The sequence below is a fragment of the Silvibacterium acidisoli genome, from assembly GCA_022870745.1.
In the GTDB taxonomy this organism is placed as follows: domain Bacteria; phylum Acidobacteriota; class Terriglobia; order Terriglobales; family Acidobacteriaceae; genus Silvibacterium.
This window is the reverse complement of the sequence record CP085323.1, coordinates 231,031-252,196: the sequence shown is the minus strand read 5'-3', so window position 1 is coordinate 252,196 and position 21,166 is coordinate 231,031. Positions and strand designations below refer to the sequence as shown.

Genomic DNA, 21,166 nt, shown 5'->3' with positions numbered 1-21,166 from the left:
ATTGAACTGTTGGGTCTTTTTATCTGACGCTTTACACTGGGGCAGAGATTCAGAACCTTCATGGCGAAGACGATCGAAGACAAAAAACGGCAGGTTGTCACCGAGTTCCGGCGAACCGAAATTCTCGACGCGGCGACGAAAATCTTCAGCGAGAAGGGCGTCGATGACTCCCGCATGGACGACGTGGCTGCTCAGGCGGGGCTCGCGAAGGCTACGGTTTATGTCTATTTCCGGTCGAAAGACGAGATTTTCGAGGCGGTCGTCAAGCGGGCTCTGACCGAGATCATGGCTCTGACGGAGGAGAGGGTTTCCTCAGCCGCGGATTTCGCCGGGAAGGTTCATGCGTTTATCGCAGTGCGGCTGGAATACTGGCGCGAAAAACAGGAACTTTATCGCGTTATTTCCAGCCTGAAACGCGATGTGAAAGACCGGAAGCGCAGCCTGAGATGGCAGCGAATGGCGGTGGATTACCTGCTATCTCTTTTCGGGGAGGCAGTTAAGCAGGAGGAGATTCCCGAGCAGGACGTGGAAGCGGCTGCCTGGGCATTGATGGATATGATCCGTGGCATCCATGAACGCCGTATTCTCCAGCCCCGGTCTTCCACCGAAGAGGAAGCACGCTACCTTGCCAACTTCGCCTTGAAGGCGATGGGCGCGGCGAGCGCTAGATTGCCCGCAGCAGGCGTCCGGGCAGGAAAATGAGCGCTCCGACAAGATCCAGTGCTCCGCCCACGGCGATGCCGACGATGCGGAAGGGGAGCAGCAGCAGCCATATGAAGGGCCACGCGATGAGGGCGAGCAATGCAAGGGGCCAGCAGAGCAGCAACAGGACACACCAGAGAAGAAATTTCAGCACGAAAAGCCTCCTGAAGAACTCAGTGAGGGATTACGCACACGCGTCCTGAAATGTTCCGCAGTGGAAGGGCGGTTGGGGGAAACCGCCGCAGGAATCTATTTACCGTACTGCAGTGGCGGCGAACTTCTTCACCATGGCTAACAGCAGCTTACGGTCGCTGTCGTTTAAGTTGCTCGAGTAGCGGCGGATCTGCGTCAGGAACCGCAGTTCATCGTCGGAAAGCTTCTGATTCGTCAGATCCTGGCCGAGGGTGTCGTCGGCAAAGAACTGAGCAAGTGGTAAGTCGAGCGCCTGGGCGATCTTTGAGAGGGTATCGAGTGAAGGAACGGTATGGCCGTTTTCGACGCGTGAGAGATAGCAGCGCAAAAGGCCGGTGCGTTTTTCGATGTCTCCTTGAGAAAGCCCCTTCTGGAGGCGATATCCGCGGATCGTGATGCCAATTTGCATGGGTCTTACCTTAATCAAACACTTTCCCCCGTCTCCGGGTGGTTTCTTACAGTGTTGGCTGCATAGTTAACACGCAACGGAAGCCGAAAGCAAGCACATTCGTAAAAGAGTTAACAGTTGCCGGAAAAAATAACCTAGGGTGATTCCTTATTGGTTGCCTCTCATCTCCGGCGGCAGGAAAATGAAGTGGGGATGCGCACTTACCCAGTGACTGATCACGCGTCTGCCGGACAGCCTGGCTTTGCCGTTCCATAAGCCTTCGTCCGGGTTCTGAATACTCTTTAACCTGTCCTGATTCGCTTCACTCCATTGTTCGTCAAACTCTTGTATATGATTGCTTTAACGGCAATTTATATTGAACGAAACGGTTCATCAATGGCGCGTTGGATCGCTTTGAAAAGACTTCAGGAATCAGCGAAGGATCTCCCTGGCAAACAGCCTGCCAGAGCAAGCCAGAGCCCTGCGGACCTTCAGTGCCTTACCGAGGAGTAAGGAAGAAGCCGTGGAGCCCTACTGTACTCCGAACCCGTAGCGGCTGGTGCAAATACGAGTGTTTTGAACAAGATGTGCGGGTACTAAGGTAATCGATTGCAAATATGTCAGTCGTTCATGAGTGGGTCCGGGCTGGTGTCTTTTGAGAGGTCAAGGAAGGAATCGGTAGGGGCTCGATTTTATTGCCGGCTGCCCGTAGATTGGTTCCTGCGCTGAATGCCGAAGAAAGATTTTGCAGCAAGGCTCGGAAAGACGAGCTGGTATCCCCGGCACTATTGGCGGCCTCGTAGAAGCGTTTCCTGAACGGGCATTGCGCGCCGCGCGCATCCGGGGGCTCAAATTGCTCATCGGACTCAGTAACGGATAACGGAATGCAGATTGCCACACTCAATTCGACGGCGCGACGGAGACGCCTTCAGTGGTGGCGAGCGGTGTGGGAATTTTCCGTGCTCATGTATAACGAGCTCTGGCGTACCCGCATCTTCACCAACGCGGCGGCGGTGGCTTTCTACTTTATGATGTCGCTGATTCCGCTGCTGCTGATCTTCTCGTCTCTGCTGCAGTATCTGCCGATTCCGAATCTCTTCGACCAGTTGCTCGACCTGATGGCTGAACTGGTGCCAACGGATTCGATGAGCTTTGTGCAGACCATGCTGACGAGCATCCTCAAGCCTGGCCGTGGCAAGCTGCTTTCCTTTGGCATTCTCGGGTATCTGTGGTCGGCCTCGGGTGGATTTTCATCGCTGATCGAATCGCTCAACATTGCCTATGACGTGGAAATCTCACGCTCCTGGTGGAGTGACCGGCTACGGGCCTTGCTTCTTACCTTCACCAGCGGTGGGCTGGTGGTGCTCTCACTTCTGGCGCTGATCGCCGGGCCGAGGGTCGGGCACTTCATGACTGTGCTTTTTCCCATCCCGGCGCAGCTGGAGCATTTCTGGCCGGTTCTGCGTGTTTCGATCACGGTCGTCACATTTGTGGCTGCGCTGGAGATTGTCTACTTTCTAGGCCCGAACGTGCGCCACAGCTTTCTCTCGACGCTGCCGGGGGCATCGTTCGCGATTGGGATATGGTTTCTGGGGTCGGCGGGCCTCAGTTTCTACCTGGGCCACTTGTCGAACTACAACGTCACGTACGGATCGATGGGCGCGATCATCAGCTTGATGCTGTGGTGTTATCTGACGGCGATCGCCATCCTGATCGGCGCGGAAATGAATGCGGAATTGTGCAAGAGGCGCGGCCGCTAGTTTCTTTGTTGTGTCGATCGGATGCACCTGCAAAGTCTATCCTCGTGTGATCTTCATGGGTGAAATGGCAGGATCACTCAGCCTTGCAGGATTCCAAAGTTCATCGGCGCCTTCATTGACAGCATCGATTGCTTCTTGCGTTCCCGCTTGAAAGCCGCTGCGCAAATAGTCATTTCAGATAAATTCAAGGCCGGTTTTGGCAAAGCGCCATGCCTTTAAATCGGTATGCTTCTTGCAAAGCCACGGCCTTTGCATAATCAACCGCAAAGGCCGCCGGTGCAGGCTGAAGCCAATACGAGCGACCCCACACCCGTATGTTTTTCGCAGAAGCTGTTGCAAAGAAGACAAAACGGCGCTACGAGTTGAAAGAAAAGCTGGGCGAGGGCGGAATGGGCGCCGTCTGGCGCGCTTTTGATACGGCACTCGAAACCGACGTGGCGATGAAGCTGCTGCTCGATGTGCATGATCCCAATGCACTGCGCCTTTTCTACGAGGAATGCGAGAAGCAGGCGGCGCTGACGCATCCGAACATCGTCGAAATTCGTGACAAGGGAACGCTCGAAGACGGGTCGGTACGTACACCTTATATAGTCATGCCGCTGTTGCGCGGCAAAACGCTCTCCGCGCTGATCCGCTCGCACTCCCAACCTCTACCGACAGAGCGATGCCTCGACATCATTACGCAGGCAAGCCGCGGGCTGCAGGCGGCGCACGATGCGGGATTACTGCATCGTGACATCAAGCCGAGCAACCTCTTTGTCCTGGAGGATGACTCGGTCAAGTTACTTGACTTCGGCGTTGCGCATCGTCTTGACCTGAGCCTCACGACCGGCCGCAAGGGCACGTTGCTGTACATGTCTCCCGAGCAGTTGGCGATGAAGGGGCTGACGCGCTCTTCGGACGTCTTTTCGCTCGGGGTGGTGTGCTACGAGATGCTGACGCGCAAACAGCCCTTCTTCGGATCGAGCGAAGACGGAGTTGCGGAGGCAATCCGCTCGCATCATCCAGCGCCGCCGAGTTCGGTGAACAAGGACGTGAGCGAGGCTGTCAGCCAGGTGGTCTGTAAGGCGATGGCGAAGAATCCTTCGCATCGATTTGCCACGATGCGCGAGTTCAGCGACGCTCTTCGCCGCGCCCAATATGATTCGCTGTTTACGGTCTTTGAGCCAAGCCGCTTCGAGCCGCGGCTGGCGAAGGCATCTGCCGAGTTCGAAGACGGCAATCTGCAGTATGCGCGGGAACTTACGGACGAGCTGCTCTCGGAGGGATATCTCGTCGATGGTTTGCTCTCGCTCGATACGCGGGTGAAGGCCGCCGTGAAGCAGCAGACGATCGAGCAGCTGATGGAGAGTGCGCGCTCACGCAAGCAGGACGGAGAGTACCGGCTTGCTCTGCAGAGGGTGAGCGAGGTGCTGGAGCTTGAATCGCACCATATCGAAGCGCTTGTGTTGCGCCACGAGATCGAAACGAGCCGCACCGAAGCGGATATTGTGGAATGGGTTAAGCTCGGGCAGCAGCATCTCGAAAAACTCTCCTTCTCACATGCGAGGCAGGCAGCTCAGCGGGTGCTGGAGGCGCAGACAGGCGAGGAGCGTGCGCTTGATCTGCTGTCGCGCATCGAGAGGCGCGAGCAGGAAGTGCAGCGGCTGCGCGAGCAGAAGCAGGCAGCCTATGCCGCGGCACTCGAGGCAGAGGCCCACAATGAGATCACTGCCGCTCTGAGCAACATGCGGATGGTGCTGGAGCTTGAGAAGAAGGCTCCCGATACCAGCAAACCTGCGCAGCTTGCCACCTACGAAAGTTTCTACAACAAGCTGCACGCGGAGCATGAGGCGGTTGCAGCGAGCTACGCAGAGGCGAAGCAGGCGCTTGAGCGCGAAGACTTCGGGCAGGCCACTCAGCTCTGCGACAGCTTTCTTGCGCGCATGCCTCAGCACACGCTGTTCAAGGCTCTCAAGTTCGATGTGGAACAGCGTCGACGGAGGGCAGTCTCGCTGCGCCTGCTAGACACAGAGGAAGGCGTCGAATGTGAATCGGATCTAAGCAAGCGCGTGGAGATGCTGGAAGAGGCGGTTCGGCAGAACCCCGGAGTTCCTGAATTCACGCGGCTGCTGGAGTCCAATCGCCAGAAGCGCGACCTGGTGGAAGGCATTGTTAGCCGAGCCCGCGAACTCGAGGCGCGAGAGTTGTATGGAGAAGCCCTGGCGCAGTGGGAGACCCTGGAGACGATTCATCCCGCTCTTCCCCGGCTGCAATTTGAGATTCAGAACGTGCGCCTCCGCCGCCAGTTGAGTGAGCGGATGGAGCAGAAGAGCCGGTGGCTTGCCGATATCAACGGCGCGGCGGAACGCGGCGAGCTCGATGAAGGTCTCCGGTTGCTGGAACAGGCGCTCGACAGCATGCCTGACGATTCAGAGCTGCTGGAGCTGCGGCCCTATCTGCGCCAGCAGCGTGAGCTGGCAGGAAAAGCTGAGCGGCTGCTTGCAGATGGACGGCGGGCAACAGAGAGAGGGGATTTCGAGCGGGGGCTGGAGCGCTTTCGTGCCGCCTACGATCTTGGATCAAAGGTGAAGCGTGCGCGAAGCGAACTGGTGGAGGGCCTGCTGGCGGCAGCTCGCGCGTCGCAGGATCGTCCACGGCAGGCCTGTGCCTATCTTGAGGAGATACTGACGCTTGAGCCGGGCAATCATGCAGCTTCCGGCTTTATGCGCTTTCTCGAAGAGCAGGAAGAGCACACGGAGACCGATGCGATACTCGCGGATGCGCGCCAACTGCGCACGGCGCGGGATCTTGCCGGAGCCACCGATGTTCTGAAGAAGGCTCTGACCCGGTATCCGCAGAGCGTGCGTTTGAAGCAGTTTCTGCGTGAAGTGGATGTGAGCCGCACGGAACGGCGCGGACGCGACCTGGATGTTCTGCGAAGGAAGCGTCTGGAAGCAGACTCCATCAGCGACAAGGAACAGTTGTATGCGGCCGCGGCGAGTGCCGAGCAGATTGCGGGCCGCTATCAGGAAGACGAGGAATTTCAATCCGAGTCAAAGATGGTGAAGGCGCGTCTGCAGACGATTGTGGATGTGCAGCCTGTGTTGCCCGCAGTTGTTCCTCCCGCGTTGCCACCGGCTAAGGCAGCTCCGCATGCGGTTCCTCCGGCCCCGGCGCGGCGTTCGACATTTGTGCTGTGGGGAGCGTGCATTGCGTTGCTGGCGATACTCGGCGTGTGGGTTGTTAACCGCAAGCCATCGACCCGGCAAAGCGAAGCGCCGCCGAAGCCGGTAACGCCAAGCCTGGTTCCGGTGACGATTACCGCTGAACCTTCGGGCACGATGATTCGCCAGGATGGCAAACTGCTTGGCGTAGCGAATCCGACATTACAGCTTTCGCTGCCTGCCGGTGATACCAGGCTGGATGCGGAGCTCCCAGGCTACGTGCCACAGTCACAACAGGCGCAACTTGGCGTGGGTACCGCTGCAAAGCTTGAGTTCAAACTGGTGCCCGCAGCTGAAGTGCTGGAAGTAACAGGCCGAGGCGAGATGCGGCTGGATGACGAGAAGGCGGTTGCCGTGCGCAACGCCGGCACGTCCATCGGACTGAGTACGGGGGCACACACACTGACCTGGAAGAACGAGGACGGCAGCAGCGTTCGTCTGCAGGCACAGGTAGATCCCGATGCTGCCGCAACCTTGAGCGGCTGGGGCAACGTGGCTAGCGCAGTAGCCGTGAGCACTCTGAATGGCAGGGCTGAGGTATATGGGGCCAAGGGTTCTCCTGTCCTTGTGGATGGCAAGTTCAGTGGCAAGCTCGGCAGCGATGCGTTCGCCGTGGATTTGCCCTACGGTCAGCATTCGATCTATGCGGGAACCCGCGAGAAGGGCACCGTTGCCCACGTGGATAGTGAGCCGGGGCGGCAGTTGCTGATTGCTTTTCGAAGCAGCGGCAACCCCGCTTCGCTTACGGCTACATCAGAGGTTGACGGCGTCGATGTGAAGCTGATGCGCGGCACGAAGGTCGTGCAACAGGGTGTGATTGCGGGTGGGTCGCTGGACATGAGTGATATTCCTGCCGGCAAGTATGTCCTGGTTGCCACCTCGGCTGGCATCGATACGCCATTCAGCCAGCCGGTAGACTTGAAGCCGCAGGAGCAGTTGAAACTTGCTCTTCCGTTCCATAAGACGCTTGGCACGATCAGGGCGCATGCTCCAGCAGGAACCCAGATCACGCTCGATGGAGCGGCCGCTGGTCAAACGGGATCGGATGGCACTCTTGTGATCGGCAAGATTGCGTTGGGTTCGCATTCGGTTGCTGCCCAGGTAGGCAAACAGTCGCTCCACCAGGACGTGGTGATCGACGATAAGAACGCAGCCACTACGCGCGACATTTCTCTAGAACCTGCCGCACCGGTAAACGGCATGCTCATTCTGCAGGTTACTCCGTCAGACGCGCAGGTCTCTGTCTTCAACAGCAACAACCAGAAGCTCGCGGTCAGCGGAAACCGGCTCGAAGCAGCAGCGGGCAAATACAGGATTGAAGCATCAGCCTTCGGGTATGTTTCGCGATCCGTTCCGGTTGATCTGGCTGCTGGCCAGACCCAGCCCGCCAACATCGCGCTCGCGCCCGCGAATCCACCTGCCGGAGGTCCCACGATGAATGGCTGGGAGGCGGGGCAATGGACGCTGAACGCAAAAGCCCATACGCTCACACACACAGCTACTGACATTGGTTTCTACGAGACAAAACCTGAGATCGGCACGTACCTGTTCTCGGGAGTGCTGAGCCATGCGCTTCTGCTCGGCTGGCAGAAAGTCCAGTGGGTTGCAGGCTATCGCGATGCGGAGAACTATCTGCTCTTTACTCTCTCTCGTGACTCGCTGAGCATGACATCCGTCATTGCAGGCAAGAAAACACAGGGAGAGCAGTTTGAAGTACACGGCAAAGGGCCTTACCAGGTGATGACGCGTGTAGGCGCCGATGAGATCTCTGTCTGGCTTCGGGATGGAGACCGCTGGAAGCTTGTGCACTCCTGGATAGGTTTGAAACAGGACCTGAACAACGGCGGCTTCGGCTTTAAAGATAGCGTAACCCTCAACGGCTTCTCATACAGCCGCTAAACCCCAGGACAAGAGGAGAACAGCGTGGCCCAGACAGCTCTGAAGATTCTGGTCGATGGTCAGGAGATCGAAGTAAGCCTGATCGGCCGCAAGGGAACACTTGTGAGCGCAACGGTGAGCAAGGGACTCAACAGGCACAGCACCTGCGCCGTGGAGTTGTCTCACCTGGCCGGAGATCGCCCGGCTGTCGAAAGCTGGATCGGGAAGCCCTTCGTCCTCGAATCCACGGACGGGGTAAAGCTCTTTGATGGTTTTGTGAACGGGGCGGATCTGGCGTACATCGCGGATGGAAGCTTTCGTGTTGTGCTCGATGGTGCAAGCCAGAGTGTGAAGCTCGAGGTGGCGGCGAGCTACTTCTATTACGGAAGCACGTCGGTATCGAATGTCGCCCAGCAGATCGCCGGACGCGCGGGGATTGCAGCGAATGTAACTGGCGGTCAGCAGAACTCGACACTCGACCTGGTGCAGTGGGATGAAACCGATTGGAATTTTCTGCTCCGTCTGTGTGCCGATCAGGGTTTGTATGTAAATCCGACAGCAACCGGGATTGAGATCACGCAGGGATTTACAACATCGGGGCCGACCCTTACATGGAGAAGCGACCTTGACACCGGCCTTGTGGAGTTTCGCCTGAAGGGCCTGCTGGCGTCGGCGAAGATCGATGGCAGTCATTATGATTTTTCGCAATCCGTCAGTCAGAACTTCAAGTCTCTGCAGAAGCAGCCTTCGCTGAGCGGTGGCGCCTCAGGCTTTACCGGAGCGGTGTTGCAGCAGTCTACGCAGATCATGCCTGCGGCATATCGCGGACGGCGCAATCGCTCGAAGACAGTGGCGGAATATCAACAGGCGATCGAAAACCAGGCGGAGTGGAGCGCGGCAAGTGGAGTGCTGTGCGAAGGCGTGAGCCGTTGTGAATCCCTGTTGCCTGGCCAGAAGATTCAGGTCAGCGGGGTGGAAGCTGCGTCCGGCGAGTTTTACCTGTTGAATGTAACTCACACCTGGTCTGCCGAGGGATATCAGAATCGCTTTACGTGCACTCCATGGAGCGGCTGGTACACGAGTGAGTTGCATCCCAAGCCGCGCGTGGAAGGCGTGCATTCCGCGCGCGTTGTCGATATTGACGATCCGCACCGCCAGGGACAGGTGCGCGTGCGCTACTACTGGCAGGATGAAGGGGATACCGGCTGGATCCGCCACTCCACCCTCTATGCGGGCGCCGACCGTGGCCTGCTTTTCCGGCCGGAAGTAGGCGATGAGGTGCTGGTGGCTTTTGAGGATTGCGATCCGGAGCGGCCGGTGATTATCGGTTCTGTGTGGAATGGCGTGGACAACACGCCCAATGAAGACTTCTGGGGTGGCGAAACGCATAGCAACGATATCAAGCGCATCGTTACCAAGAGCGGCCATCGCATCTCGCTGGTAGACAAGCAGGGCGAAGAGGCGATTGCGATTGCAACACCTACAAATGCCAAATTGCTCATGGTAGAGCGCGCGGCGGAGACCGGCCGCCCTGCCATCGTGATGAGGGTCGAGCACGGAGACCTGATCTTCAGCGCTCCAAACGGGCGCATTCATTTCAATGCCAAATACTGGTCGCGGGAAGTCGGCGAGTAAAGGGGGTGTCCTATGCAGGTATTTAACGGAAGTATCCAGACCGCACGGCGGGTGATGGACCCGCGTACTGACCGGAGCATCGGCAGCACCGGGAGCCTTGTACTGCCGGCTATCGGAACACCGGCAGGCCTGCTTTATCCTGGCTCCGATGTGGCGGTGGTGCACGGGAGCCAGAACCTTCGCGTGGACCAGAACCGCACCACAACCGTCGGCATGAACCTGAACTCGGAAGTCGGGATGGCGGAGACACATCTGGTCAACCTTGGCCGCAGCGTGACCGTCATGGGACCCTATGCGCGCTCAGTCATGTCCGACTCACTGATCCATGTTGCCGGAGATTACACCAAGAACGTCGCCCAGAACTACAACAAGCAGGTCATCGGCGATTCAACGAACCATATTGCCGGCAACTACAGCAAGGCCGTTTCGCAGGACTATCAGAAGACGATCACCGGCAATTCGAATAACGCTATCGTCGGCAACTACGGCAAGCAGGTGACCGGCAACAGCACTCATGCGATTACCGGGAACTACACCAAAGACGTTGCTTCGAACTACGGCAAGAGTGTCGCAGGCGTCTCTGTGAATCACGTACAGGGCGACTACATTAAGTCCGTGCAGTCGGATTACGTGAAAACCGTTCGTGGCAACTCCGATAACGCCATCGACGGCAACTACGGAAAGCTCGTTCAGGGCAGCGCCGACCAGCATGTGACCGGCAACTACAGCAAGACGGTGCTTGCGAACTACAACAAGGGCGTGATGGGCAGCGCGGTCCACTCCGTGCAGGGCGACTACCTCAAGACTGTGCAGTCGAACTACACAAAGGAAGTGACGGGCAACTCCTTCCATGGCGTGGTGGGCGACTACACGAAGACCGTCGCTTCCAACTACAACAAGCAGGTTACGGGTGCCTCGACAAACGCGATCACGGGCGACTACACCAAAACAGTTCAGTCGAACTATGTGAAGCAGATCACGGGGAACTCGCAGAATGGCATTGTAGGCAATTACGACAAACAGGTTGCCGGCAATGCGACCCATGCCATTACAGGCAATTACAGCAAGACGGTTGCAGCCGATTACGCGAAGACGATCACCGGCACCTCGACGAACGCGATCACCGGGGACTACACCAAGACCGTGCAGTCGAACTACGTAAAGGAGGTCACCGGGAATTCGCAGAACGGAATCGTCGGCAGCTACAGCAAACAGGTCACGGGCGATTACAGCAAGGTGGTCTCAGCGGATTATGCCAAGGCGATCACGGGCACCTCGACCAACGCCATCACCGGCGACTATACGAAGACGATTGCCTCCAATTACGTAAAGACGATCACGGGCAACTCACAGAACGGAATCACTGGCAACTACAACAAGGAGATCGCCGGTAACGCGACCCACGCCATCACCGGAAATTACTCGAAGGCGGTCGCTTCGAATTACACGAAAGCAATCACAGGCACTTCGACCAATGCGATCACCGGCGATTACACCAAGACGGTGCAGTCGGATTATGTGAAGACGATCACGGGCAACTCGCAGAACGGGATCACTGGCAACTACAACAAAGAGATCGCCGGCAATGCGACGCATGCGATCACCGGCAACTATTCGAAAGCGGTCGCTTCGAACTACACCAAGCAGATCACCGGCATTTCGACGAATGCGATCACCGGCGATTACATCAAGTCAGTCCAGTCGGACTACACGAAACAGATCACGGGCAATTCGCAGAACGGCATCATCGGCAACTACACCAAGGACGTGACGGGCAACCACACGCACGCGATCACGGGAAACTACACGAAGACGGTCGCCTCCGATTACAGCAAGTCGATTACTGGCACCTCGACAAACAGCATCACCGGTGATTACAGCAAGACCATCGCTTCGAACTATGCGAAGCAGATCACGGGCAATTCGCAGAATGGCATCATCGGCAACTACACCAAGGACGTGACGGGCAACCACACGCACGCGATTACCGGAAACTACACAAAGACGGTCGCCTCCGATTACAGCAAGTCGATCGTCGGTACCTCAACCAACTCGATCACCGGTGATTACAGCAAGACGATCGCTTCGAACTACGCCAAGACGATTACGGGGAATTCGCAGAACGGCATCACCGGCAACTACACCAAGGACGTGACCGGGAACCACATGCATGCGATCACCGGGAACTATACAAAGACGGTCGCTTCCGATTACAGCAAATCCATCGTCGGTACCTCGACGAATTCGATCATTGGCGACTACAGCAAGACGATCGCGTCGAACTACACGAAGTCGATCACAGGCGATTCGCAGAACGGCATCACCGGCAACTACACCAAGGACGTGACCGGCAATCACATGCATGCAGTCACGGGAAATTACTCGAAGACGGTGCAGTCGAACTACAGCAAGGCGATTACCGGCAACTCCGATAACGCCATTACGGGCAGCTACAGCAAGTCCGTAACCTCCGATTATCTGAAGGCGATCACCGGAAGCTCCACGAACAACATCACTGGACCGTACAGCAAGAGCGTGCAGTCGAACTACGAGAAGCAGGTGACAGGAACCTACGGCAAGACGGTCACCGGAGATTACCAGAAGACGCTGCAGGCGAACCATAACGAGCAGGTAGCGGGCGAGTCCGCACACACTGTTTCCGGTTCTTCGACGAAGACTTACCTGGGAGAGCAGGTTCGCATCTACCAGGGAAACTTTACCGAGACGGTGATGGGGAACCATACTGCGACAACGCATGGCAACACCATTCGCACCCAGCTTGGCCCTAAGGTGGAGAGCCAGGTAGGTGATCACGCGCTCACCCATACGTCTACATCGAATGAGACTTACCCGGAGTGGGTGACGATCTCGCAGCAGAAGGTCACCTGCCAGGGCTTCAAGAGCGACACAAGTGGATTAGCCAACAGCAACGCCATCAACTCCATTGCGATTAACGTCGCGAAGCAGGACTTCTTCGGTCACAAGTACGATATTGGAGGCTGGAAGAGCGAAGCGTTGTTCAGCAAATACCTGGCCTCTCTCTCGAAAAACGACACTACGGTGGAGAACGAGGAAGCTTCGGTGACAGACGACAACGAGTCGCTGCTCGAGTACTATCTGTCTGCGAACTCTACAGATGTGGCTGCGGTCGAGACCGAGGTTCATGCCGAGGAGACGCATGAGAATGCAATCCACGTCGAAACCGGCGTTCAGGTGGGAACCGAACTGGTCTCCATCAATCACGCAAGCCCGATGAACGAGGGCTACGGGCACACGCTGCCGTAAGGATGGAGCCCTCATGAGTAATCAGGTCAGAGAAGAGCTGGAGCTCGAGCGCGCAATGTTGTTGCCGCTCCGGCAGGCGTCTGCCTTGCAGAGCTTCAGCCTTTTCTGGATGCCCGCACGCTTCGATCCAATGCCGGATGCACAACGTGAGTGGTTGATCCTGTTTCTGCAGCGCTTCGAGCAGGGCCTGTCGTCTCTCAAGCTGGAAAAGCTGCATTTTCTCCACTCACGTGTGCTTAGAAAAAACGAGGAGCTGCAGAAGACATTTCACAAGAAGCTTCACCGCTACGGACCGATTCCCGGGCCGAGCCGCTCTCTCAACCAGGCAGCGCCGGTCAAGCTTACGCCTGAAGTGATGAAGCGATTCGCATTCAATCGGAAGAACCCGAGTATTGAGCCTTTCATGACTGAGACGGCATTCCGGCTGAAGAAGGATCTTGCCGGCGATTTCACGCGAATATTTATGGGGTATGGAGGCGCGACTCTCATATTTTCCGGGAGCAGCAGCGAAGAGATGCTGCCGCAGACTCCCGCTCCGCCGCTGCAGAATGTCACCATTCCCAAATTTCTTCGGAAGTACTCGATGCTGCAGACGTTTACCGAGGACTTCGATCCGGCCGCTCCGGGAAGAATGCCGGCGTGGCTTCGGAACCATCCCTCCATGCGTCCTTTGAAAGAAGAACTGGGCGTCAATCTCGAAGCCGATCGTACGTCGAAGCGGGTCGATACGTTCGGCAGGAAAAGCAGGGAGCTTTTCGGCGCAGATCTGAAGGGCAGTGCAGGCTACGAGGGGTTGGCTTTCGTTCTACCCAGGCTTACTACGCAGGATTTCCTCTCCCGCGGCGAGGACGAGATTCTCAAGTGGTTTGAGGTATTCGATGTATATATCCGGGAGAGCCCGGAGGACGAAGGATTCGTGATTGCATCGAAGCACGATCTCCGCCCGGTATTTCGGGAGGCGCTCGAGACGATGCGCGAAGATGGATATGTCTACTGGGAAGGCTAGGGGATGACCGAAAGCGCACGCGCCGCAGTGGAGCGGAACGATCTGAGGATGTATGTTCCGGTTGAGCGGCTGGTATTCAAGGGAAGTCCCACAGGCTACGAGCATTGGTTCGTCCCGTGCCCGGTCGGCGCCCGTCCGGATTCTTATGACGCGCTCCGCCAGTTTCTTGAAGCGCTCGTGCTTCACTTCACTCGCAACCTAGGCTTCTCGCACGAGAGCTTCATCGCATTGAGCCGTAGCGCGGACCGGTCGGCGAGTCTTCTGCTCGGCGACAATGCGAGGCACTGGCTTCCACAGACGGGGCTTGGTGTCTGGGTGCATCGTCCTGCGCCGCGGCTGCTTCGCGGATCGGATGTCGAAGATCTCGATCCTGAAAACCTTCCTCAGCCGATGCCCATTCTGCTGCGCGTTCAAAAGCAGGGAACAGCCCGGCTTCATGCCATGACCACGATGCTGGGTACAGGAAGTGGCTTGCAGCTTTTGTCGCGGCTTGAAGAGAAGCGCCTGTTACGCACCTTGCAGGAATATCACCTGACCATCATTACCGAACGTGTCTATCGCATCTTTCCCTGGTACGTACCGCTTCTCGAGAATGCTTCTATCCCTGAGGGATTTCCTCAAGAGACACTCGACGCGCTCCAGGGAATTACGCTGTACGTTCGCGAGAGTCCTGAAGACGGCGGGGTCATTCTTCTCTCTACAGAACCGCTGCGCGGTGTTTTCGAAGCAGTAGGTTGTACTCGAGTCGATTACGGAGAAGAAACCTGGAACCTGCCCGGAGTGGAGGCCTGATGGCGCCGGCCACCGAAATCTATGTGGCACACCAGGACGCGACGAATCTGGTGGTGGTAGCGCCGCCGTACACCCTTCTTGCGGGAATTTTTCTGGGCGTGGGTTTGGCGTCCTGGTTTGCAGGTGGGCTGCTGGCGTTGGTGTTGAGAGGGAGAGCCATTGTGCCGAGAGGCTTCCTTTGGAGTGCTTTCCCTATGCTGCTTGCGGTTGTGATCGGCACGCCATTTATCTTTATAGGTCTTTACACTGCCCGCACGACGCATGTCTCGATCGCATCAGACAGGAATACGCTCACGGTGCAGCAGACACTTCTATCTATCCCGCTCTCAACACGTGTGTATGCGTTAAGCAATGTACAAAAAGCAGTCGTGGGCGTAGGAGAAGGCTGCGCGTCGCTCCGCGTGGTGATGAACAATGGCGGAGGTACGCGACTGCTGAGCTGCACGGATCGCAGCGGCTACAACGAAATGGCAGATGCGATTAACCGTTTCCTGGAAGCGCACCGAACCGGTCTGTAGCACCGGACCGGTCAGCGTCCAGTGGCCAGCCGGTAGGCAAGCTCTTCAGGAAGGCCCGCTTCGAAGATCTTTTCCTGGGCAGTGCGGATATCGTAGTCGACGCGATAAAAGTGCGCGACGGATTTGTGCGCTTCATAGATACAATAAGCGGCGCGCGGGTCTCCGTCGCGTGGCTGGCCGACCGATCCCGGATTGAGCAGGTAAAGACTATCCCACTCCAGTGCAAGCTGGGCGGGCACTTTGTGAAAACGCGACACTTCGGTGGTTCCATGAAGGCGCCTGGCTACAAAGCCGCCCTGTACGTGGGTGTGTCCGAAGAAGGTCACCTGTTCGGCGGCATACCTTATACTCGCGGCGGCCTCTTCCGAGTCGAAGAGGTATCTGTCTTCGTCATCGGGAGCGCCGTGTACGAGGTCGAAGTTGTCCACCTGCAACGGTCCTCGCGGTAACTGCGCAAGCCAGTCAGAGTGGCAGGGAAGAAGCTGCTCTCTTGTCCAGGTCGAGGAGTGTTGCGCAATTGGGTGAAACGAGTCGTGGTTGCCTACGTAGGTGCAGGCACGGTCGTGGTTGCCGCGCACGACAACGTCCGCGTGGTTTGTGACCCATTCGGCTACTTCATTGGGATTGGGACCATACCCCACAACATCCCCAAGGCAGAGAACGAGATCGAAGCCGCGTGTGGCCGCATCGGCAGAGACGGCCTCAAGCGCCTCCCAGTTGGCGTGTATGTCACTGAGAATGAGAAATCGCAAGGGAATCCTGTAGGTTTCCGGACTCGTCCGGAATGGAGGTAAGCCTGGATCGACGCTGACCCTGAAGTGTGCCCTGCATAGTACGGCAACTCTCCGGGACGCACAGCGCCGGTATCTCAAGCGGGTCGCAGTGGAACGCAGCGGGCTGCATGCAGTGTTGCGCACTACGATTCATTGCCTGGTGCGCGAGCACGGCGCGGGTCGTCACCACCGCGTCCAGCATGGAACGATTGGGAAGGTAGTCTTCCCATAGGCATAGAAAGCCTGTTTCCGGATGAATATTCGGATGGAACGCAGGGCGCCGGCAGTAGGCTTCGAGCGGGAGCGTGGGATAGTAACGTGGAAAGAGATATTCGATCCAGTGTTCGCTCTGCAGGACTGGCCGGTCTTCTACCGCGATCCACCCCGGTGTGTTGGAGAGGTGAACGCGGAAGGCATCGGGAGTCCTGTCGAGGCTGTCGATGATCTCCGGATTGCTTTCAGCCAGTTTCGTCAACAACAGCCACTCCGACTGCATGCGCCGTTCGCGCAGTGTAGGGTTCATGATGGCTCTATCCATTGAGAACGATGGTGGAGACACGCAGGATGTCGTTCGGCCGCACTCCCTGTTCTCCCAACGGAATTCCGAAATCGAGTGATACGCCGTTCCACACTACCTGCGGCTGACCTTCGCCTTTCAGGTAGTCGCCGCGCTCCCGCAGTTCGAAGAGAATTTCATCGAGTGTGGTTTCGAGGGTCTCGTTCTCATCGACATCGACGTTGAATTTGCGCTCGGCGCGAAGCGTATCGAAGAAAATCTGGTACTTAGGCATAGCTCCTGTCCTTGGGCGAGTGATTCCGGCCTTGATTGATATTGCTGTCTTCTACATCGGGGATAACCCAGCCGCACCGGGAGCAGACGCCGTTGCAGTCGTCCCAGCAACTCACACACTGGTTATGGCCGCAACCTCCGCAGCCCCACTGCGGCGTATGTGTAGCGCCTGCGGAGGTGCGACAGAGAGAGCAGTCGCCGGCCGCTCTGCGTTCTCCGAAGCGATCGATCCACCAGGCTGATTCGGCCGGCAGCAGTGCGATGTGGTTTTCTTCGCAAAGCCGGCAGCGTTCGCGGCCAAACTCCCAGCAATATTCGCAGATGTGCATGGAGCAGCGCGGACAGGAGAAGGCGAGGACATTCCTCAGCGCCCGTTTGCATAGTCCGCAACGCTGTCCGCGGGCCAGCCACACAACGGCAGGAATGCCTGTGGGCAGCATCGCGAGAAGCGGAGCCAGCCACATGAGATAGCCCATATTCGTCTGGCCGACGATGCGGCAGCACGCCACCCCGAGCAAGCTTGCTGCTAAAGCAGTGAGTGGCAAAGGCCATAGATCATCGAACGAAATCGCGAGAAGCTTCGGCGCGAGCCATACAACGATGCCACAGAGTACGCCGCCGGCAAGCGCACCGGCAAGCCCCCAATGGGTGGCGGTGAGCTGAGTTGCGAAGCCCAGCATCGCCCACAACGCAAGCAGAACCAGATCACGCAAATTGTTCATCGGCCTCCGTCACGAACTGCCGGGCGTCGTCCGGTACCTGTCTTCCGCCGCATTGATCGCATCGTCCCCAGTTTCGTAGCCAGCCTACGCGCACCGAGGTTGGCACGGTAGTGCCGCAGCTTGAACAGACCGCACGCGAACATCGTGGGAAGAGCTCACCGCGGAAGACGTCGTTGTCGTGAAAGGGACAGTCTTCGCTGTGGAGATGATGAATTCGATGCACCCGTTGTTTCGCGCCAAGATCGATTTGCAATGTTTGCGAGGGCCATCTCGACCTTCGCGTTCCGGCCCGGGCGGCGGCCATCGCCTGGACTTTTGCGATGCGCTTTACTGTTTCTGAGGTGCTTGACCAGGTTGGATCGAGCGGCTGGGTCGATCGCGAGCAGGAGTGGTTTTCTGCCTGCCAGAACTGAAGCAGCTCCGCACGGCGACGGGCGCTGAGCAGGCAGGTAAAGCAGGCCGACTGCAGGTCGCGATCATGCGGAAACCATGAGACCCGCCCTACGTGCAGGCTTGTGCCGCCCAGGCCGGCGTCGCAGATGTCGAGAGCGTAGCGGGCTCCGATTGCCGCCATCTCCACGCGTGCCAGATCTGTATCTACCGCACCGAGCAGGATGTCGCTTTCCACAAAAAAATCAGTTGAGAGATCGGCGATTTCGCCGGTGATACCGATCCATTCCGTGTCAGGAAAAGCGTTGGATAGGATTTGCGCTGCTGCGACTACTTTGGATTGCCCGGGGCTTGCGTCTCGCCAGAAGATGGAACGCTCGATGTTCTTGTATTCGAGAAGATCCTGATCGACCAGGATGACCTGTCGTGGCTTCAGGTGACCAACATGCTGTGCCAGTTCGCTGCCGAGTGCGCCCAAGCCGGCGATGATTGCGCTGCGAAACAATACAGGCTCCAAAGGGGGTTGGAACGCGGCAAGTACAGATGCCGTTGTAACAAATGTCATACAAGAAACGGTGAATCGGGTGTTAATGATCAAAATCGAAAATTTTTGGAGCGCGATCTGGCCATAAATCAGACGATCTGGCACAACTCTGATGGATGAAGCATAGAGAATTCAATGCGTGACGGATGCCGCTCATTTTGACGTCACGAATCCGCGATGAACATCACTCAGCTGCTTTACTTTATGTCATTAGCTGGCGGTTCGGCAGGATTGCTCGCCTGGGCGGGGCAGGCGATCCTCGTCTCTCTGCTGCCTGTAGGCACGCCGGTATGGGTGCCGGTTGTTGCGGCTGCGGCTCTGCTCGGTGGATTTATCGGCGGCCTGACGGTTGTCTTCGATGAGAAGTGGGCGGGGAATCGCGTGCAGGCGCGATGGGTCTTCTCTGGCGCAGCCATTGGATTCCTGGGCGGAGCTGCATCGGGTGCATTGCATCTGCCTTTGCGTGATGTGTTGCCCGGTGCTCTGCCGCTTGCCATCGTGCTTGGATGGATGGTCACCGGTGGAGTGATCGGCGCTGGACTGGGCGCGCGTTGGATCTCAGTGAACCGCGCGCGGCTCGCACATGGAATGGCCGGCGGCGTGTGCGGAGGTTGCATCGGTGGGATCGCATTCGCGATGCTGAGCGAATGGATTCCAGACGTTGCGCAGTGTCTTGCCTTTGTGCTGACAGGCGCCGGCATCAGCTTTGGCATCGCCTTTGCTCCCGTACTGTTACGCAGCGCGGTGCTTCGCTTTGTGAATAGCGGCGATGCGCGCGCGGTCAATAAGCTCGGCAGCAAGGAGTGGGCGGTACAGGACGGTGACAGTTATCTGGTGGGGAGCCAGAGTGCGGACTTGTCGAAGACGAGCTATGGGCGCGAAGTGGACATCTATATTCCCGATGCTTCCGTTGCTCCGCGCCATGCACGGATCTTCGCGAAGGATGGACGCTTCTACATCACCCGCCATCCCGACCTTATGACGGAGTCGGGGCTGCGGCGGTTCATGCTTCGCCTGCAGGATCGCTCGGTGACGACTCCGCGGCCGCTTGAAGACCAGAGCCTCATCGTTGTGGGCCGCACCACCCTGATGTTTGTGATGAAGAACAAGCAAAGCAGGCAAAAGGCATGAAGAGAGCGATCATAGTTACGATTTCGGCAGCTCTTTTCGGAGCTCTGATGCCGCTTGCCGCTCAGACGGGCGGGGGCGTGTCGCTCGAGTTCTCGCAGAAGCCGGTGCTTATGGAGTGCGAACAGGGTACAGGCGAGCCTTGCTTCCGTCTGCGATTCGGATTCGTTGACGCCTCGGGGCATCCCACGCATGTTCCTTTACCGCCTGTGCGCGAACTTGCTCCACGCACCGAGATTCAGGTGGATGGCCAGCCGGCCGTGCCGTTCTATGCAGTAGCCTCGAATGCACAGTCTGAAGCCACGCAGCGGCCGCAGATGGCGATGTTGCTGATCGATGTGAGCGGCAGCATGCTCAAGGACGACATGGCGGGACAGACTCGCTTCGATGCTGCGCGCCAGGCAGCAGCGGCCTTCCTCGAAGGTTTCACGGACGGCCGCGATCGCGTGGCCATCGCCGGATTTTCCGGAAGGAATGTGCAGGCTGGGATCGATGGCGCACATTTCGTGAGTACACGCTCAGAGGCCAAGGCTGAACTCGATGCCCTGGTTGCGCCGGAACGGCGCAACAACACTGCGCTCTATTCCGCGGTTTCGATAGCGGCAAACAGGCTGGCCGCCGAGGCGCGCGCCTCTCACGCGCAGGCGCGACTGCTGGTGCTGACGGATGGCACCAATGATGTGCAGCCGCAGGCCGGAGACGATGCGAACCTGCTCACAGGCAACGAAGGATTGGAGCAGGCCGCCAGGGATGTCGAGAAGGACGGGGTTTCGGTTTTGCCGATCGGCCTGGGCAGTGAGAAGACCCTTGATGTAAGTGCCCTGACACGTTTAGGCACCAGGCCGCCGCTGATTACACTCGATCGCGACACGCTGCGCAAAGCATTTCTGCTGGCGCAGGTGAGCCAGATGAGCGATGTCACCGTGGCAATCAAGGCCCCCGCCGATCTAAACAGCCGCAATCTTCTTGCAGGGCGGTTACTGCGCTTCCGGGCGAAGTTTACACTCGCCGACGGAACCATCCTGGTTGAAGACCGGCCAGCACTATGGGCTGCGCCGCCAGTGGCAACGCCTTCCTTCCACGAGGAGGCGAGTGAGGCTGAGCAGCGCGCTTATATCGGCAGCAGCCGCATCGGCGAAACGTCGCCGTGGTCGCTGCTGCGGCCTCTGCTTGTGTTCTTCGGGTTTGCAGCGCTGCTGGCATTTTTGTGGCACATCCTGCCTCGCTGGATCTGGCCCGAGCGCTACCAGGCGAAGCTGGCACGGCCGGTGCGGCCGGAATACTGGCCGGGCCGTGACGCGGCTCCTCCGATTCCCGGTCATTACGTGCCGCGTCCCGCGCCTCCCGGATTCGAGGCAGGAGCTTATTCGGCACAGGGCGCAATGCGGCAGCCCGGCGAAAACACGATTGTGAGAGCAGCGACGGACTTTACGGTGACGAAGACACGCCTCAATTAA

Annotated in this window: 17 protein-coding genes; 10 read left to right on the top strand and 7 right to left on the bottom strand. The window is 57.9% G+C overall.

Annotated features, from left to right (window positions below; translation table 11 throughout):
- Positions 1–60: 60 nt before the first annotated feature.
- The gene (locus LJD29_RS00975; protein WP_446743883.1) at positions 61–702 is read left to right on the top strand and encodes a TetR/AcrR family transcriptional regulator; all 642 of its coding nucleotides are present in this window, start codon (positions 61–63) and stop codon (positions 700–702) included.
- Here LJD29_RS00975 and LJD29_RS00970 read toward each other — a convergent pair.
- Positions 665–856, bottom strand: coding sequence for a hypothetical protein (locus tag LJD29_RS00970; protein ID WP_446743882.1), 192 nt, complete (start codon positions 854–856; stop codon positions 665–667). The two genes, LJD29_RS00975 and LJD29_RS00970, sit on opposite strands and share 38 nt — an antisense overlap.
- 99 nt (positions 857–955) lie before the next feature.
- Positions 956–1,303, bottom strand: a complete 348-nt coding sequence (locus tag LJD29_RS00965; protein ID WP_446743881.1) for a helix-turn-helix domain-containing protein — start codon at positions 1,301–1,303, stop codon at positions 956–958.
- An 863-nt stretch (positions 1,304–2,166) separates the two neighbouring features.
- Between LJD29_RS00965 and LJD29_RS00960 the strand changes: the two genes are divergently transcribed.
- The 7 genes from LJD29_RS00960 to LJD29_RS00930 all read left to right on the top strand — a co-directional run bounded on the left by LJD29_RS00960 (position 2,167) and on the right by LJD29_RS00930 (position 15,362).
- The gene (locus LJD29_RS00960) at positions 2,167–3,042 is read left to right on the top strand and encodes a YihY/virulence factor BrkB family protein (RefSeq protein WP_446743880.1); all 876 of its coding nucleotides are present in this window, start codon (positions 2,167–2,169) and stop codon (positions 3,040–3,042) included.
- Between the two features lie 314 nt (positions 3,043–3,356).
- Positions 3,357–8,147, top strand: coding sequence for a serine/threonine protein kinase (locus LJD29_RS00955; protein ID WP_446743879.1), 4,791 nt, complete (start codon positions 3,357–3,359; stop codon positions 8,145–8,147).
- A 24-nt stretch (positions 8,148–8,171) separates the two neighbouring features.
- On the top strand, positions 8,172–9,761 hold the full coding sequence (locus tag LJD29_RS00950; protein WP_446743878.1) for a type VI secretion system Vgr family protein: 1,590 nt from the start codon (positions 8,172–8,174) through the stop codon (positions 9,759–9,761).
- A gap of 12 nt (positions 9,762–9,773) precedes the next feature.
- Positions 9,774–13,046 (top strand): beta strand repeat-containing protein, encoded by a 3,273-nt coding sequence (locus LJD29_RS00945; protein ID WP_446743877.1) that lies wholly within the window; start codon positions 9,774–9,776, stop codon positions 13,044–13,046.
- 13 nt (positions 13,047–13,059) lie between these two features.
- Positions 13,060–14,052 carry a hypothetical protein gene (locus LJD29_RS00940; RefSeq protein ID WP_446743876.1) on the top strand — a complete coding sequence of 331 codons (993 nt, stop codon included), beginning with the start codon at positions 13,060–13,062 and terminating at the stop codon, positions 14,050–14,052.
- A 3-nt stretch (positions 14,053–14,055) separates the two neighbouring features.
- Positions 14,056–14,844, top strand: coding sequence for a hypothetical protein (locus tag LJD29_RS00935; RefSeq protein ID WP_446743875.1), 789 nt, complete (start codon positions 14,056–14,058; stop codon positions 14,842–14,844).
- The gene (locus tag LJD29_RS00930; protein ID WP_446743874.1) at positions 14,844–15,362 is read left to right on the top strand and encodes a hypothetical protein; all 519 of its coding nucleotides are present in this window, start codon (positions 14,844–14,846) and stop codon (positions 15,360–15,362) included. The genes LJD29_RS00935 and LJD29_RS00930 overlap by 1 nt, the downstream gene beginning before the upstream one ends.
- An 11-nt stretch (positions 15,363–15,373) precedes the next feature.
- Here the strand turns inward: LJD29_RS00930 and LJD29_RS00925 are convergent, their stop codons facing one another.
- Genes LJD29_RS00925 through LJD29_RS00905 form a run of 5 tightly spaced genes read right to left on the bottom strand, consistent with a single transcriptional unit; the run spans position 15,374 to position 18,542 of the window.
- Positions 15,374–16,114 carry a metallophosphoesterase family protein gene (locus tag LJD29_RS00925; RefSeq protein ID WP_446743873.1) on the bottom strand — a complete coding sequence of 247 codons (741 nt, stop codon included), beginning with the start codon at positions 16,112–16,114 and terminating at the stop codon, positions 15,374–15,376.
- Positions 16,092–16,658 carry a ubiquitin-conjugating enzyme E2 variant gene (locus LJD29_RS00920; RefSeq protein ID WP_446743872.1) on the bottom strand — a complete coding sequence of 189 codons (567 nt, stop codon included), beginning with the start codon at positions 16,656–16,658 and terminating at the stop codon, positions 16,092–16,094. Before LJD29_RS00920 ends, LJD29_RS00925 begins: the two co-directional genes overlap by 23 nt.
- A gap of 7 nt (positions 16,659–16,665) precedes the next feature.
- Complete coding sequence (locus tag LJD29_RS00915; RefSeq protein WP_446743871.1) at positions 16,666–16,926, bottom strand: hypothetical protein; 261 nt, start codon at positions 16,924–16,926, stop codon at positions 16,666–16,668.
- The gene (locus LJD29_RS00910) at positions 16,919–17,647 is read right to left on the bottom strand and encodes a hypothetical protein (RefSeq protein WP_446743870.1); all 729 of its coding nucleotides are present in this window, start codon (positions 17,645–17,647) and stop codon (positions 16,919–16,921) included. The genes LJD29_RS00915 and LJD29_RS00910 overlap by 8 nt, the downstream gene beginning before the upstream one ends.
- Complete coding sequence (locus LJD29_RS00905; protein ID WP_446743869.1) at positions 17,631–18,542, bottom strand: ThiF family adenylyltransferase; 912 nt, start codon at positions 18,540–18,542, stop codon at positions 17,631–17,633. Before LJD29_RS00905 ends, LJD29_RS00910 begins: the two co-directional genes overlap by 17 nt.
- A gap of 216 nt (positions 18,543–18,758) precedes the next feature.
- Between LJD29_RS00905 and LJD29_RS00900 the strand changes: the two genes are divergently transcribed.
- Positions 18,759–19,712, top strand: coding sequence for an FHA domain-containing protein (locus LJD29_RS00900; protein ID WP_446743868.1), 954 nt, complete (start codon positions 18,759–18,761; stop codon positions 19,710–19,712).
- A gap of 47 nt (positions 19,713–19,759) precedes the next feature.
- Positions 19,760–21,166 (top strand): vWA domain-containing protein, encoded by a 1,407-nt coding sequence (locus LJD29_RS00895; protein WP_446743867.1) that lies wholly within the window; start codon positions 19,760–19,762, stop codon positions 21,164–21,166.

Coding starts and splice junctions, on each gene's coding strand:
- LJD29_RS00915 (WP_446743871.1), bottom strand. CDS start 16,926: ATGCCTAAGTACCAGATTTTCTTCGATACGCTTCGCGCCGAGCGCAAA.
- LJD29_RS00940 (WP_446743876.1), top strand. CDS start 13,060: ATGAGTAATCAGGTCAGAGAAGAGCTGGAGCTCGAGCGCGCAATGTTG.
- LJD29_RS00955 (WP_446743879.1), top strand. CDS start 3,357: ATGTTTTTCGCAGAAGCTGTTGCAAAGAAGACAAAACGGCGCTACGAG.
- LJD29_RS00935 (WP_446743875.1), top strand. CDS start 14,056: ATGACCGAAAGCGCACGCGCCGCAGTGGAGCGGAACGATCTGAGGATG.
- LJD29_RS00960 (WP_446743880.1), top strand. CDS start 2,167: ATGCAGATTGCCACACTCAATTCGACGGCGCGACGGAGACGCCTTCAG.
- LJD29_RS00930 (WP_446743874.1), top strand. CDS start 14,844: ATGGCGCCGGCCACCGAAATCTATGTGGCACACCAGGACGCGACGAAT.
- LJD29_RS00900 (WP_446743868.1), top strand. CDS start 18,759: ATGAACATCACTCAGCTGCTTTACTTTATGTCATTAGCTGGCGGTTCG.
- LJD29_RS00895 (WP_446743867.1), top strand. CDS start 19,760: ATGCCGCTTGCCGCTCAGACGGGCGGGGGCGTGTCGCTCGAGTTCTCG.
- LJD29_RS00965 (WP_446743881.1), bottom strand. CDS start 1,303: ATGCAAATTGGCATCACGATCCGCGGATATCGCCTCCAGAAGGGGCTT.
- LJD29_RS00975 (WP_446743883.1), top strand. CDS start 61: ATGGCGAAGACGATCGAAGACAAAAAACGGCAGGTTGTCACCGAGTTC.
- LJD29_RS00920 (WP_446743872.1), bottom strand. CDS start 16,658: ATGAACCCTACACTGCGCGAACGGCGCATGCAGTCGGAGTGGCTGTTG.
- LJD29_RS00945 (WP_446743877.1), top strand. CDS start 9,774: ATGCAGGTATTTAACGGAAGTATCCAGACCGCACGGCGGGTGATGGAC.
- LJD29_RS00910 (WP_446743870.1), bottom strand. CDS start 17,647: ATGAACAATTTGCGTGATCTGGTTCTGCTTGCGTTGTGGGCGATGCTG.